This window comes from Plantactinospora sp. CNZ320 (assembly GCF_002846275.1).
Window position 1 is genome coordinate 1,818,004 of sequence record NZ_PJMP01000001.1, and the last position, 14,428, is coordinate 1,832,431.

Sequence of the window (14,428 nt, forward strand, 5' to 3'; positions counted from 1 at the left end):
GTGCTCCGAACCAGGCACCCGCCGGCCCCGGCGATCACTTCGGCCACGGTGCCGGAGATCCAGGCGGAGCGGGCTCACCGTCCCGGCACGATGCCGGCGTCGTAGGCCCGGACGATGGCGCCGGCCCGGTCCCGGACGCCGAGCTTGAGGAAGATCGCCGAGACGTGTCCCTTCACGGTCCGCTCGCTCAGATGCAGTGCCCCGGCGATTTCCGCGTTGTTCGCACCCGACGCCACCAGGCGGAGCACCTCGAGCTCACGGGCGGTCAGCCCGGCCACCGAGGACGCCGGCCGGCCCGCCCGACGTGCCCGGACCAGCGCCAGCACCCGCGTCGCGACCTGCGGGTCGAACCAGGATCCACCCCGGGCGGTGACCCGGATCGCGCCGACGAGTTCCGCCGCTGGCGCGTCCTTCAGCACGAAACCGGCCGCACCGGCCTCGACGACGCCCCAGAGCACGTCGTCGTCGCCGAACGTGGTGAGCGCCAGCACCGGCGGCGCCTGCTCGGCAGCAGTCAACCGCCGGGTCGCCTCGATCCCGTCCAGCACCGGCATCCGGATGTCCATCAGTACGACGTCCGGAGCCAGCCGACCCGCGAGGTCGACACCGGCCCGGCCGTCGGCCGCCTCACCGACGATGGCGAGATCGTCGTGCGCCGACAGGATCAGCCGGAGCCCTGCCCGGACGAGCTCCTGGTCGTCGACGAGCACGATCCGGATCACCGGGGCACCTCCGTGCCGGTATGCCACGCCGGCAGCGACGCCGCACGCCGGACCGGCAGCGATGCCTCGACCAGCCAACCGTCGCCGTCCGGTCCCGCCGAAACGGTACCGCCGAGCGCCTCGGCCCGCTGGCGCATGCCGTCCAGCCCGGCACCACCGCCCCGGCCGGTCGAGGTGCGGGTCCGGGCCGGCGCACCGTTGCGTACCGACACCGCGAGGCGGTCCGAGTCCCGGACGATCCGGACCACCGCCTCGGCTCCCGGTGCGTGGTGCCGCACGTTGCTCACCGCCTCCTGCACGATCCGGTACGCGGCGAGTCCGGTGTAGGTGTCGACGGATCCGAGGTCGCCGGTCAGCTCGGCGCGGACCGGCAACCCGGCCTCGGCCGCACCCCGGACGAGGTCCACGATCTCCGCCGCGCCCGGCAGCGGGGGTGGCGCCTGCGGGGTACTCCCCCGGTCCGGATCCGTCCCGGGCGCAGTGTTCTCGCCGGGATCGCGCAGCAGGCCGACGATCGCGCGTACGGACTGGAGGCTCTCCCGGCCGACCTGCTCGGCCCGGTCCAGCGCCTCGGCCGCCGCTGTCGGGTCGCGGTGCAGCACCTGTCGGGCGCCGACCAGGTTGAGCAGTACGACGGTGAGCCCGTGCCCGATCGCGTCGTGCACCTCGTAGGCGATCCGGCGGCGCTCGGCTGCGGCCGCGGCGACGTCGAGTCGGTCGTGCGCCTCGGTCAGCGCGGCGACGAGTTGCCGCTCCCGCCGGAGGATGCGGCCGATCAGCCAGGTGAACAGCGTGCCGGTGCCGAAGAAGACGACGGCGGGATAGTCCTCGCGCCACTCCCCCTCGACCGCGACCAGCGCCACCGGCACGGCGGAGGTGACGACGACGGCCACCGTCTCGGCCGGCCACGACCCGGCGAGCGCCGCCAGCCAGGTCACCGCGAGCATGGCCAGGAAGACAGCGCCGGGCGCGTCGTACCAGAAGGTGACAAGCGCCGGCACGCCGACGCCGAGCGCCACCATCGGCCACGGCCCCACCCGGACCTGGCCGGCCAGCAGTGCCCAGGGCAGCAGCGCGACGACCAGCATGCCGACCAGACCGACGGTGACGCCGGTGGTCAGGAAGACGAGCAGCGCCGCCGCCAGGGCCGCCGTCGGAAAGGCCAGGCCGGTGGCGAACGAGCCGCCCCACGCCCGCAGCCCCGTCTGCTCCACGCCCGCAGACTACCGCCGGGCCGGACCGGGTCACCCCGTCCTCGGGTACGCCCCGACCCCGGTCTCCGGTACGGGGCGGCACCCGGCCGGGGGCGGGACCGAAGGGTTCACCGGTCCGATGTGGCCGGACGAGTCCGACACGGACGATGACGACCCGCCCCTTTCCGCGTACCCCCGGGAGGTTGCCGTGTTCGGCAGCATCGGTCGCTTCGTCGTCCGCCGGCACCGACTGGTGCTGGCCCTGACCGTCCTGTTCCTCGTCGCCGCCGGTGCGGCCGGATCCGGCCTCTTCGGCCAGCTCGGCGGGGGTGGCTTCGCGGACCCGGACGCGGAGTCGACCCGGGCCGAAGCCTTCCTGGCCGATGCCGGCGTCCCCCGACCCGAACTTGTGCTGCTGGTCGAGGCACCCGACGGTGCCGGAGTCGACGACCCGGCGGTGGCGGCGGCCGGCGCCGCGCTGACCCGGGAACTCGCCGACGAGCCCGGTGTGCTCGGGATCGACTCGTACTGGTCGACAGGTGGGCAGGCCACGCTCCGCTCGACCGACGGCCACGCGGCGCTCGTCGTGGTCGACCTGGTCGGCGGCGAGGAACAGGTCGAGGAGGCGGCGGCCGGCATCGCGGCGGAGTACGCCGGAGGGCGCGGTCCGCTCACCGTCCGGGTGGGCGGCGGGTACGCGATCGACGAGGCCATCGGCGAGCAGCTCGACACCGACCTGGTCCGGGCCGAGTTGATCGCGGTACCGGTGACGCTGCTCCTGCTGCTCTTCGTCTTCGGCGGCCTCGTGGCGGCGACCCTGCCGCTTGCCGTCTCGGTGGTCGCGGTGCTCGGCGCGTTTCTCCTGCTCTCCGGCATCGCGCAGTTCACCGAGGTCTCGGTCTACTCGATCAACCTGATGACCGGGCTCGGCTTCGGGCTGGCCATCGACTACTCCCTCTTCATCCTGAGCCGGTTCCGCGAGGAGTTGGCCGCCGGCCGGCCCACGGCGGAGGCGGTGCTCCGAACCGTGCGGACCGCCGGCCGTACCGTGGCGTTCTCGGCGCTCACCGTGGCGGTCTCGCTCTCGGCTCTGCTGGTCTTCCCACTGTCCTTCCTGCGCTCGTTCGCCTACTCCGGGGTCGCGGTGGTGCTCTGCGCCGCGGCGGGGGCCCTGCTGACCCTGCCGGCCCTGCTGGCGCTCCTCGGGCCGAGGGTGAACGCCGGGTCGCTGCGATCGCGTCGGCGCAGCGAGAGGACGGCCGGGCCGGACTTCTGGTACCGGCTCGCCAATGCGGTGATGCGCCGGCCGGTACCGGTCGCGACCGGAGTCGTCGTCTTCCTGCTCGCGCTCGGCATCCCGTTCCTCGGTGTCGACCCGGGGCTGCCGTCCCACCAGGCGCTGCCGCCGTCGAGCGAGGCCCGGCAGGTCGTCGAGGCGATCAAGTCCGGATTCGCCGGCAACCGGACCGACGAGTTCGGGATCGCGCTGCCCGGCGTCGACGCCGACGGCGCGGACGCCGAGGCCGTGCGGACCTTTGCCGGCCAGGTCGGTGCGGTAGACGGGGTCGTCGAGGTGACGCCGCACACGGCGGCCGGCGGCGCCTGGCTGAGCGTGCTCCCGTCGGTGGTGCCGCGCTCCGCCGAGGGCGAGCGGCTGGTCGAGGAGATCCGGGCGCTGGCTCCGCCCTTCGACTTCCGGGTCGGCGGTGACGCGGCGGAACTCGTGGACGCCAAGGCCGCCATCGGCGACCGGTTGCCGTTGGCGTTGACGCTCATCGCGACGGCGACCGCGATACTGCTCTTCGCCGTCTTCGGCAGCATTCTCGTCCCGGTCAAGGCGATCCTGCTGAACCTGCTCTCCCTCACGGCGACCTTCGGCGCGATGGTGTGGATCTTCCAGGAGGGGCATCTCTCCGGGATCCTCGGCTTCACCGCCACCGGCCAGCTCGACGTCTCGATGCCCATCCTGATGTTCTGCATCGCCTTCGGGCTGTCGATGGACTACGAGGTCTTCCTGCTCTCCCGAATCAAGGAGGAGTACGACCGTACCGGCGACAACGTCCGGTCGATCGCCACCGGGCTGGCCCGGACGGGGCGACTGATCACGGCCGCCGCCGTCGTACTCGCCGTCTCGTTCGCCGCCTTCGCGGTGAGCGGGATGAGCTTCCTGAAGCTGATGGGGATCGGGCTGGCCCTGGCGATCCTGGTGGACGCCACGATCATCCGGGGGCTGCTGGTGCCGGCCGTCATGCGGCTCGCCGGCCGGGCCAACTGGTGGGCGCCGGCCCCGCTGCGTCGGCTCCACCGACGGTGGGGTCTCCGGGAGGGCTGACCGGCACCGCCCAGCCCCAGGTTCCGGGGTTCGGGGTCGGGCGTCGTCGGGACCGGAACGGGAGTCGACGGCCTCGGGTCAGATGTCGTCGGGACCGGAACGGGAGTCGACGGCCTCGGGTCGGTTCTCGGCGGGCGGACGGGTGGCCGGCACCAGGAAGAGGGCGGGCAGCAGGAGCAGCGGCACGACGAGCAGGGCACGGAGGCTGCCGACCCGGTCGCCGAGCAGTCCGACCAGCGGCGGCCCGGCCAGGAACGCGGTGTAACCGATCGCCGCCACCACGCTGACCCGGGCGGCGGCCCTGTCCTCCTGGTCGGCCGCCGCGCTCATCCCGAGCGGGAAGCCGAGCGAGGTGCCGAGCCCCCAGAGCAGTACTCCGGCCATCGCCAACTGCCAGGAACCGGCCAGTACCGCCACCGTGGCGCCGAGCGCGGCCACCAGGAGGGTGCCGAGCAGCACTGGTACCCGGCCCCAGCGGTCCAGCGCGACCGTGCCGACGGTACGGCCGACTGTCATCGCGGCGACGAAGACCCCGAAGGCCAGCGCGCCGACCGCGTCACTGACCCGGTGACCGTCCACGAAGGCCAGTGCCAACCAGTCGTTGGCGGTTCCCTCGGTGAAGGCCATCACCAACAGCAGTAGGCCGATCAGCAGGGTACGCGGCTCGCGCCAGGCGGCAAGTGTGCCGGTACCCCGCCTCGGGCCGGTCGTCGATCCCGTCGGCGGGGTCGCGGGGGCGGGCAGGAACGACCGGACCGCGAGAACGGTGCCGGCGAGCATCACCAGGGCGGCGAGCCCGAGGTGCAGCCCGATCGGTACCCCGAACCGGGCGCTGCCGGCCCCGGCGATCGCCCCGGCCACGGTGCCGAGGCTCCAGGCGGCGTGGAACCGGGGCATCACGGTACGGCCGAGTCGCCGTTCGACCGCCGCCGCCTCGACGTTCATGGCGACCTCGCAGGTCCCGGAGCCGTATCCGAGGGCGAATAGTCCCACCGCGACGGCCGGTACCGCCTGCCAGCTTCCGGTGGCGACCCCGGCGAGCGCCAGTCCGAGTGCGGCCACTCCGGTCGCCGTGCCCACCGTGCGGGCGGTACCCAGCCGCTGCGCCAGCACCCCGGCGGACGGCAGCGCGAGCATGGCGCCCCCAGAGGCGGCCAGCAACAGCAGGCCCAACCGTCCCGGGGTGAGCCCGAGCGCGTCCCGGGCCGCCGGCACCCGGGCGAACCACGAGGCGAGGGCCAGCCCGTTGAGCCCGAAGACCACGGCGACGGCGGTCCGGGCGGCACGGACCCGCCGCGGTACGACCGGTGGCCGGACAGCGCCGGCGGAGATGTTCACCCGGTACCCCTCCGCTTTCTCGACTTTCCGACGACGAGCCGCCGATGGCGCCCGACTCTGGTAAGCGCATCCCCGAGAGCGCTCTCGACGCAACCCGGGACGCGGGTTCGCCAGTCGTCGGTCGAGATAACCGGCTCGCCGACGCGTGCGGCCGGGGTGCATCATTGCCCCATGCCGCATCAAGGTCATCTCGTCGCCACGTCACCTCCGGGCCTGCCCGCCACGGGACGCCGGCGTGGCTAGCCGGGTGCCGCGCCGGGCCACCCTGGAGGACGTGGCCCGGGCCGCCGGAGTCTCCCGGTCGACGGCCTCCCGGGTCATCGCCGGATACGGTGCCGCCTCGGCGGCCGCCCGGGACCGGGTCGTCGCGGCCGCCGCACAGCTGGGCTACGCACCCGACCCGGCCGCCCGGGCCCTGGCCACCGGTGCCGGGGTACGGCTGGTCGTGGCGGTCGCCGGTACGGCGCCGACGGTGCTGCACGACCCGTACGTCGACCGGGTGGTGCGGGCTGCCGCCGAGGTCTGCGCCCGCCGGGAGGTCGGGGTGTCCCTGGAGTGGCTGCCGCTGCACGCGCCCGCCCGACTGCGGCAGTTGGCGGAGGACCGTGGCGTCCGCGGGGTACTGACGATCAACACCACCGAACCGATCCTGGAGGCGGTACCTGCCGCGCTAGAGGGTCGGGCGGTCTCGATCGGCATCGGCTCCCGCGCGGTACCGTCGTTCGACGTCGACAACGGCGGAGCCGCCCGTACCATCGTCGGCCACCTGCTCGACTCGGGACGTCGCCGGATCGCGATGATCACAGGTCCAGAGTGGATGCCCTGCACCCGCCGGCCCGTCACCGCCTACCGGGAGATCATGCGTGAGACGGGGCGGCCGATCCGGTTGGTGCCGGGCGACTTCACCGCCCCGGGTGGCCAGGCCGCGATGGTGACGATCCTGGAGCGCTGGCCGGACACCGACGCGGTGTTCGCGAACAGCGACGCGATGGCGCTCGGGGCACTGGCGGTGCTGCGGCGGCGCGGGATCGACGTGCCGGGCGACATCGCGGTGGCCGGCTTCGACGACGTACCGTTCGCCGCACTGAGCGCGCCGGCCCTGACCACGGCGAGCCATCCGGTCGAGCAGATCGCCACGGCGGCCGTGGCGGCGGTACTCGACCGGACCTGGGTGCCGCCGGCCACGGCGTACCCCTCCGAGCTGATTCTCCGGGAGAGCGCCTGAGCGTCTCCGGCCCGGCGATCGTCCGCGATTAGTTGATCTTTAATCTCCAGCCCGCAGGCCAGGCCTCGCGGGCTGCCGGCGCATGCCCATCTGCGGGTCCACCTGGGGATGTTGCCTGGGTCACCGTGTCGAAGGAAGTCTGCCCAAAGGGTTGCGCAGAGGATGTTAGGCCAGGCTAACCTAACGTCGCCATCGACTCGATCACTCAGGACTGGAGAAACATGTCTGCGCACCTCGTGAACCGGCGTGGCTTCCTGCGCTACGCCGGTGGCACCGGCCTACTCCTCGGACTCGCCGCCTGCGGCGACGCCGGCTCCCCCGGCGGCGCGGCGTCCGCCGGGGCCCAGCCGTTCCGCTACACCGACGGGCGCGGCCGGACCGTCGAACTCGCCGAGCGGCCGACCAGGGTGGTCGCGCAGAGCAGCGCCGCCGCGGCACTCTGGGACGCCGGCTTCCAGGTCACCGGGGTGTACGGCGAACTGGGCACCACCGACGGCAAGCTCAACTACCAGGCCGGGAACATCGAGCTGGACAAGCTGGAGGTGGTCGGCACGACCTGGGGCGAGTTCAACCTGGAGCGGTACGCCGCACTGCGCCCGGAACTCCTGGTCGACCTCTCCTTCGACGACAAGACCCTCTGGTACGTCCCGCAGGCGAGCGTCGACGAGGTCGACGCGCTCGCCCCGTCGATCGGGATGAAGATGCCCGGCCTCGACCTGCCACAGATCATCGACGGCTTCATGACGCTCGCCACGCAACTCGGCGCCGATCCGCAGGCCGGGCCGGTGCAGGCGGCTCGGGCGGAGTTCGACGCGGCGGTCGCCGAGGTGAAGGCGGCGGTCGCGGCAAAGCCCGGGCTGCGGATCCTCGCCATCTCCCGCGATCCGGAGAAGTTCTACCTCGCCGACCCGAAGGCGCACCCCGACCTGAAGCACCTGGCCTCGCTGGGGATGACGTTCGTCCTGCCGTCCCGGCAACTCGGGCCCGGCGAGTACTTCCAGGAGATCAGCTGGGAGCAGATCGGCAGTTTCCCGGCCGACGCCATCGTCTACGACAGCCGGGAGGTGACGAGCGTGGCGGGCAAGGCCGAGAAGATCCCGACCTGGACGCAGCTGCCGGCGGTCCGGGCCGGCCAGGTCTACCCGTGGAAGCCGGCCGCCCCGTACAGCTACCGGGCCAGCGCGCCGATCTACCGGGACGTGGCGGGCTGGCTGAACAGGGCGAAGCCACTGGGCTGAACCGACCCGGGCGCCGACGCCGGGACATGCCGAGGCGCCCCGAACCGCCAGCGGCTGTGGCAGCGGCAGCGGCAGCGGCAGCGGCTGTGGCAGCGGCAGCGGCTGTGGCACCGCATCGGCATCGGCATCGGCATCGGCATCCAGTTTCAACTTGCATACATTGCAATGTCCGCATATGTTGTCTGCGGCGGCGTCGACGGCGGGAGGCTGGGCAGATGGGTGCGGGTCACGACCACGGCGGCCAGGCGATGCGGGCCGGTGAGCGTCATCGCCGGCCGCTCTGGGCGGCGGTGGGGGTTCTCGGCACCGTACTGCTGCTGGAGGCGGCGGCGGCGTGGTGGACCGGCTCGCTGGCACTGCTCTCCGACGCCGGTCACATGTTCACCGACGTGCTCGGCATCGGCCTGGCGCTGGCCGCGATCACCGCCGCCAGCCGAGCCGCCCGGCACGCCCACCGCACCTTCGGGCTCTACCGGCTGGAGGTGCTCGCCGCGCTGGCCAACGCCGTACTCCTCTCCGGGGTGGCGATCTTCGTGATCGTCGAGGCGGTACGCCGGTTCGACGACCCGCCGGAGGTGCGGGCCGGGCCGATGCTCGCGGTCGCGATCGTCGGCCTCGCCGCCAATGTGGTGGCATTCCTGCTGCTGCGCTCCGGTGCCAAGGAGAGCCTCAACGTCCGGGGCGCCTATCTGGAGGTGCTCGGCGACCTGCTCGGTTCGGTCGGCGTGATCGTCGCCGCCGTCGTCATCGCCACCACCGGCTGGCGTTACGCCGACCTGGTCGTCGCGGTCGCCGTCGGCCTGTTCATCCTGCCCCGCACCTGGCAACTCGCCCGGGTCGCGGTCCGGGTACTCGTGCAGGCGGCACCGCCGCACATCGACGTGGCCGCCGTGGCGACCAGCCTGGGCGGGGTACCCGGGGTCACCGGCGTGCACGACCTGCACGTCTGGACCCTGACCTCCGGGATGGACGTCGCCTCCGCGCACCTCGCCCTGGCGCCGGGCGCCGATCTCGCCCCGGTGCTCGCCGCGGCGCGCGCCCGGCTGCACGAGGGCTTCGGCATCGACCACTGCACCCTGCAGATCGAGCCGCCCACCACGCACAAGGTGTGCCAGGACGCCGACTGGTGACCCGCCGGGCCACCCCGTCGAGCAGCCCGACCCCGTCCACCGGCCCGGCATGCCGCGGCGACCACCCGCGCCGCACAGCCGGTGTTACTCGACCGGCGGGCGATCAGTCGCGCAGCCGGGGCGGCGCGGTGCTCTCCCGGACGACCAGCTCGGTGACCAGGTCGATCCGGCTGGTCGAGAGTTCCGCCCCCCGGGCCAGGTCGAGCAGCATCTGCGTGGCGGTGCCGGCCATGTCCCGCAGCGGCTGGTTGACGGTGGTGAGGGCCGGGCCCATCCAGGAGGCCACCGGCAGGTCGTCGTAGCCGATCACCGAGAGGTCGGTCGGCACGTCGAGGTTGAGCTGCCGGGCGGCACGCAGCACGCCCAGCGCCTGGATGTCGGAGCCGGCGAAGATCGCCGTGGGCCGGTCGGGGCGGCTCAACAGCTCCATCCCGTACTGGTAGCCGGCGTGCGCGGAGAACATGCCGTACCGCACCAGCGCCGGGTCGACGGGTATCCCGGCCTCGTCGTGTGCCGAGCGGAAGCCGGCGGTCCGGGCCTGGCTGCACAGCACGTCCTTCGGACCGGAGATGCAGGCGACCCGGCGGTGGCCCAGCTCCAGCAGGTGCCGGGTGGCGAGCAGCCCGCCGTTCCAGTTGTTGGAGCCCACCGTCGGCACCGAGGCGGAGGTCGCGCTGTCGGTGTCGATCACCACAAGCGGGATCGACCGTCGCGCGAGCTGTTGCAGTTGCGCCTCGGTGAGGTGGCAGAGCACGAGCAGCACCCCGAGCGGTCGCCGCAGCAGCACGCCCTCCAACCACTGCTGTGAGGGGCGGTGCCGACCACCCAGCTGGGAGAGCACCACACCGATGTTGGCGGTGTTGGTCACCGCCTGTACACCGTGGATGATCTGCGTTGCCCAGCCGGAGTCGAGTTCGTGGAAGACCAGGTCGATCTGCTCCACCGCGCTCGGTTGGCGCTTCGCGCGGCGGCGGTACCGGTGCCGTTCGAGGCTGGCCTCGACCCGGGCCCGGGTTTCCGGTGCCACGTCCGATCGGCCGTTGAGGACTTTGGAGACCGTCGTCAGGGAGACCCCGACCTCGTCGGCGATGGTCGCGATCGTCGCGGCACCGGTACTGACGATCCGTCGGGACCTCGTCATCGACAGCCTCCCGCAACTATCCGAAACTTTCGGTGCGAAACCCTAACATCGACCGGACGGACCGGGCTTCGATCTTGCGGTGGTATCCGGCTGACCGTCCGGACCGGTCTACGCACGATATGCGATGTGGTCACGGATCGAGCAGTTCAGACACCCTTGACACATCTTCGATGTCCCACATAGGTTGCCCCGCACAGGTAACGCGGACATTGCCGAAAGTTTCGAAGACTCGCCGGCCTGACAGCCCCACCGTCTGCACCGGACAGTGGGGTCGACCCGAAGGGGTGGCATGAAGAGCCAGTTGCCCGTGGCCGACCGCGCCACGACGGGGAGCGTCGTGCCGCGGCGCGATCCACGACCTTCCGGCGCCGACGCCTCCGGCGAGGAAACCGGCCCGCTCCCGCCCACAGCCGCGGAGGTACGCCGATGAGTGCGCCAATGACCGCGGGCCCACCGCCCGTGATCGTCGAGCCCGACCCGCCGGACACCGGGGCGTCCCGCCGCCGGTCCCGCAAACACCGCCGGACGTGGCGGCAGGCGATCCGCCGGGACTGGCAGCTCTACTCGCTGGCGCTGCTGCCGCTGCTGTTCTTCCTGATCTTCCGGTACCTGCCGATGCTGGGCAACGTCATCGCGTTCCGGCGGTTCCAGCCCGGCGGCAACGTCTTCGGCGAGTACTGGGTCGGCCTGCGGTACGTGAAGATGTTCCTCTCCGACCCCACGTTCTGGGAGGTCTTCACCAACACCCTGATCCTGGGCACGCTGACCCTGGTGGTCTGCTTCCCGCTGCCGGTCATCCTGGCGCTGCTGCTCAACGAGGTCCGGACCCGCAAGCTCAAGCGCTTCGTGCAGTCCGTCTCCTACCTGCCGCACTTCCTGTCGATCGTGATCGTCGCCGCGATGGTGATGCAGCTGCTCTCCACCGACGGCACGGTGAACCAGTTCGTGAAGCTCGCCGGTGAGGACGCCATTCCGTTCCTCCAACGGCCGGACTGGTTCCGGACCATCTACGTCAGCTCCGAGGTGTGGCAGACGGTCGGCTGGGGCACCATCCTCTACCTCGCCGCCCTGACCACCATCGACGACAACCTCTACGAGGCGGCCCGGATCGACGGCGCCAACCGGTGGAAGCAGACCTGGCACGTCACGCTGCCCGGCATCCGGCCCACGATGGTCACGCTGCTGATCCTCAACATCGGCACCTTCATGGCGGTCGGCTTCGAGAAGATCCTGCTGCTCTACAACCCGTTGACGTACCCGACGGCGGACGTGATCTCGACCTACCTGTTCCGGATGGCGTTCCAGTCGAGCAACTTCAGTTACGCCGCCGCGATCGGACTCTTCGAGGCCCTGATCGGGCTGACCCTGATCCTGTCCGCGAACGCGATCTCTCGCCGCACAGTGGGGACGAGCCTGTGGTGACAGTGGATTCCAGCACCGTCGCGCCCGAGGCCGCCGACCCGGAGCGGGCCGCCGAGCGGCTCGGCCGGCCCCGTCGGCGACGTGGCATCCAGGACACCCGGGGCTACCGCGTCTTCCGGGTCTTCAACGCCATCGTGCTGACCGGCGTCGTGGTGGTGACGCTCTACCCGTTCCTGAACATCGTGGCCAGGTCGCTGAGCGACGAGGCGTACATCATCGCCGGCAACGTGACCCTGTGGCCGCGCGGGTTCAACACCGACACGTACGCGCTGGTGATGAAGGACTCGCTCTTCTGGACCAACTACCGGAACACGGTGGTCTACACCGTCGTCGCCACGATCATCGCGATGGTGCTCACCACCTGCTTCGCGTACGTGCTCTCCAAGCACCACCTCAAGGGCCGTACCGCGCTGATCGGCATCGCGGTCTTCACCATGTTCTTCAACGGCGGGCTGATCCCCAACTACGTGCTGATCAGCAGCCTGGGCATGACGAACACCATCTGGGCGATCGTGCTGCCGAACGCGATAAGCGTGTTCAACCTGCTGGTCATGAAGGCTTTCTTCGAGAGCCTGCCGGTGGAGTTGGAGGAGGCTGCGGCCGTCGACGGGCTCAACACGTACGGCATCCTGCTGCGGATCGTGCTACCGCTGTCGAAGGCGGTGATCGCCACGATGATCCTCTTCTACGCGGTCTCCTTCTGGAACTCGTGGTTCTCCGCGTTCCTCTACATGGACCGGCAGGACCTGCTGCCGGTCACCGTCTATCTGCGCAACCTGATCGCCGGAGCTGTCGGCGCGGAGAACATCGGCGCCGTCACCGAGGCGAACGAGGTACAGGCCGAGGCGACGCTCAAGGCCGTGACCATCGTGCTCACCACCCTGCCCATCCTGCTTGTCTACCCCTTCGTCCAGCGGTACTTCGTGTCCGGCGTGATGCTCGGCGCGGTGAAGGGATAGTCCGGCAGGCGGGGGTGAGCCGTCGAACCCACGAACCACCAGCGAAAGGAAGCCCGATGTTCCAACGAGCCCGGCGCCGAGCAGCGGTGGTCGCTGCCGGCGCGCTGACTCTCTCGCTCGTCGCCTGCGGCAGTGGCGACGAGGGCGAGGCCGCAGACCTCTCGGAGAACCGCGCCGGCGCGATGGCCGAACTCGGCGTCAACCAGCAGTTCAAGGCGACCGAACCGGTTTCGTTCTCCCTGCTCTACAACAACCACCCGAACTACCCGTTGAAGAACGACTGGCTGTTCTGGACCGAGCTGAACAAGCGGACCAACGTCACGATCGAACCGGTCGCCGTACCGCTGAGCGACTACGAGCAGAAGCGCAGCCTGTTGATCGGTGCCGGTGACGCACCGATGATCATCCCGAAGACCTACCCGAGCCAGGAGGACACCTTCGTCTCCTCCGGCGCCATCCTGCCGGTCAGCGACTACCTCGATCTGATGCCGAACTTCAAGGACAAGATCGAGAAGTGGAACCTGGCTCCTGAGATCAACCAGCGCCGCCAGGCGGACGGCAAGTTCTATCTGCTGCCCGGGGTGCACGAGAAGCCCTGGCACGACTACTCGCTGGCGATCCGGACGGACATCCTCAAGGAACTGAACCTGGAGATCCCGAAGACCTGGGACGAGCTCTACACCGTGCTCAAGGCGATGAAGGCGAAGTACCCGAACACCTTCCCGTTCTCCGACCGGTTCAGCCAGCCCAACCCGGCCGGCAACCTGCTGAACATCCTCGCCGCCTCGTACGGCCTGGAGGGTGCCGGCTGGAACTTCCAGCACGTCAGCTGGGACGCGAACGGCAAGAAGCTCTTCTACACCGGCGCCAGCGAGAAGTACCGGGACATGTTGGCCTACCTCAACAAGCTGGTGAAGGAGGGACTGCTCGACCCGGAGAGCTTCACCCAGACCGATGACAACGCCCGGCAGAAGCTCGCCAACGGCAAGTCGTTCGTGATCAGCAGCAACGCGCAGAACCTGGTCAACGACTACCGCCCCGACCTGGCCAAGACGCTGCCGAACGCGACGCTTACCAAGATCCCGCTGCCGGTCGGCCCGGCTGGCGAGATCAACCCGGCCAGCCGGCTGGAGAACGGCGTCATGATCTCCAAGAAGGCCCGGGACAGCAAGAACTTCGTCGCGATGATGCAGTTCATCGACTGGCTGTTCTACTCCGACGACGGGCAGACGTTCGCCCGCTGGGGCGTCGAGGGCACCACCTTCGTCAAGGACGCCTCCGGCAAGCCCACCCTGCACCCCGACGTCAACGTCATCGGGCTCAACCCCAAGGCCCCCAAGCACCTGCAGAAGGACTTCGGGTTCTACAACGGCGTCTTCACCTACGGCGGCAAGCCGGAGCTGGTGCAGTCCTTCTTCTCCACGGAGGAGCAGGAGTTCCAGAAGGTGATGAACGCCCGGACGCCGCGACCGGTGATGCCGCCGTTCCCGTTCACCGACGAGGAGCGCGAGCAGATATCGCTCTGGGCGACACCGCTGCGGGACTTCGTCTACCAGGCGACCCTGCAGTTCATCCTCGGCCAGCGGGACCTCGCCCAGTGGGACGCCTACGTCACCGAACTCAAGGGCAAGAACATGGACGCCTACATGGAAAAGGTGCAGGCGGCGTACGAGCGGTACCAGAAGGAACACGGCTGACCGTCCCGGTCCGGTCGTGCCCGCGACGGGC

Annotated in this window: 11 protein-coding genes; 7 read left to right on the top strand and 4 right to left on the bottom strand. The window is 70.7% G+C overall.

Annotation, left to right across the window (positions count from 1 at the left end; genetic code table 11):
* Nucleotides 1–74 precede the first annotated feature (74 nt).
* Together CLT71_RS07845 and CLT71_RS07850 are read right to left on the bottom strand one after the other, a co-directional pair.
* The gene (locus tag CLT71_RS07845) at nucleotides 75–722 is read right to left on the bottom strand and encodes a response regulator transcription factor (RefSeq protein ID WP_101371246.1); all 648 of its coding nucleotides are present in this window, start codon (nucleotides 720–722) and stop codon (nucleotides 75–77) included.
* On the bottom strand, nucleotides 719–1,936 hold the full coding sequence (locus CLT71_RS07850; RefSeq protein ID WP_101366525.1) for a histidine kinase: 1,218 nt from the start codon (nucleotides 1,934–1,936) through the stop codon (nucleotides 719–721). Before CLT71_RS07850 ends, CLT71_RS07845 begins: the two co-directional genes overlap by 4 nt.
* 187 nt (nucleotides 1,937–2,123) lie before the next feature.
* On the opposite strand from CLT71_RS07850, the gene CLT71_RS07855 reads away from it, so the two are divergent.
* Entirely contained in the window at nucleotides 2,124–4,247 is a 2,124-nt protein-coding gene (locus CLT71_RS07855) for an MMPL family transporter (protein ID WP_486483129.1), read from the top strand.
* Nucleotides 4,248–4,325: 78 nt separating this feature from the next.
* Here the strand turns inward: CLT71_RS07855 and CLT71_RS07860 are convergent, their stop codons facing one another.
* Nucleotides 4,326–5,585, bottom strand: a complete 1,260-nt coding sequence (locus CLT71_RS07860; RefSeq protein ID WP_486483130.1) for an MFS transporter — start codon at nucleotides 5,583–5,585, stop codon at nucleotides 4,326–4,328.
* Between the two features lie 235 nt (nucleotides 5,586–5,820).
* Between CLT71_RS07860 and CLT71_RS07865 the strand changes: the two genes are divergently transcribed.
* The 3 genes from CLT71_RS07865 (at nucleotide 5,821) to CLT71_RS07875 (ending at nucleotide 9,178) form a co-directional block, all read left to right on the top strand.
* Nucleotides 5,821–6,810, top strand: a complete 990-nt coding sequence (locus CLT71_RS07865; RefSeq protein WP_486483131.1) for a LacI family DNA-binding transcriptional regulator — start codon at nucleotides 5,821–5,823, stop codon at nucleotides 6,808–6,810.
* A 221-nt stretch (nucleotides 6,811–7,031) separates the two neighbouring features.
* Complete coding sequence (locus tag CLT71_RS07870; protein WP_101366527.1) at nucleotides 7,032–8,048, top strand: ABC transporter substrate-binding protein; 1,017 nt, start codon at nucleotides 7,032–7,034, stop codon at nucleotides 8,046–8,048.
* Between the two features lie 215 nt (nucleotides 8,049–8,263).
* The gene (locus CLT71_RS07875) at nucleotides 8,264–9,178 is read left to right on the top strand and encodes a cation diffusion facilitator family transporter (protein WP_101366528.1); all 915 of its coding nucleotides are present in this window, start codon (nucleotides 8,264–8,266) and stop codon (nucleotides 9,176–9,178) included.
* Between the two features lie 103 nt (nucleotides 9,179–9,281).
* On the opposite strand, the gene CLT71_RS07880 is transcribed toward CLT71_RS07875, so the two are convergent.
* Nucleotides 9,282–10,319, bottom strand: coding sequence for a LacI family DNA-binding transcriptional regulator (locus CLT71_RS07880; protein ID WP_101366529.1), 1,038 nt, complete (start codon nucleotides 10,317–10,319; stop codon nucleotides 9,282–9,284).
* A gap of 426 nt (nucleotides 10,320–10,745) precedes the next feature.
* Between CLT71_RS07880 and CLT71_RS07885 the strand changes: the two genes are divergently transcribed.
* The 3 genes from CLT71_RS07885 to CLT71_RS07895 are packed head-to-tail and all read left to right on the top strand — an operon-like array spanning nucleotide 10,746 to nucleotide 14,397.
* Entirely contained in the window at nucleotides 10,746–11,741 is a 996-nt protein-coding gene (locus CLT71_RS07885) for an ABC transporter permease subunit (RefSeq protein WP_101366530.1), read from the top strand.
* On the top strand, nucleotides 11,738–12,700 hold the full coding sequence (locus CLT71_RS07890) for a carbohydrate ABC transporter permease (RefSeq protein ID WP_486483132.1): 963 nt from the start codon (nucleotides 11,738–11,740) through the stop codon (nucleotides 12,698–12,700). The genes CLT71_RS07885 and CLT71_RS07890 overlap by 4 nt, the downstream gene beginning before the upstream one ends.
* 56 nt (nucleotides 12,701–12,756) lie before the next feature.
* Nucleotides 12,757–14,397 (top strand): ABC transporter substrate-binding protein, encoded by a 1,641-nt coding sequence (locus tag CLT71_RS07895; RefSeq protein ID WP_101366531.1) that lies wholly within the window; start codon nucleotides 12,757–12,759, stop codon nucleotides 14,395–14,397.
* Nucleotides 14,398–14,428: the final 31 nt, after the last annotated feature.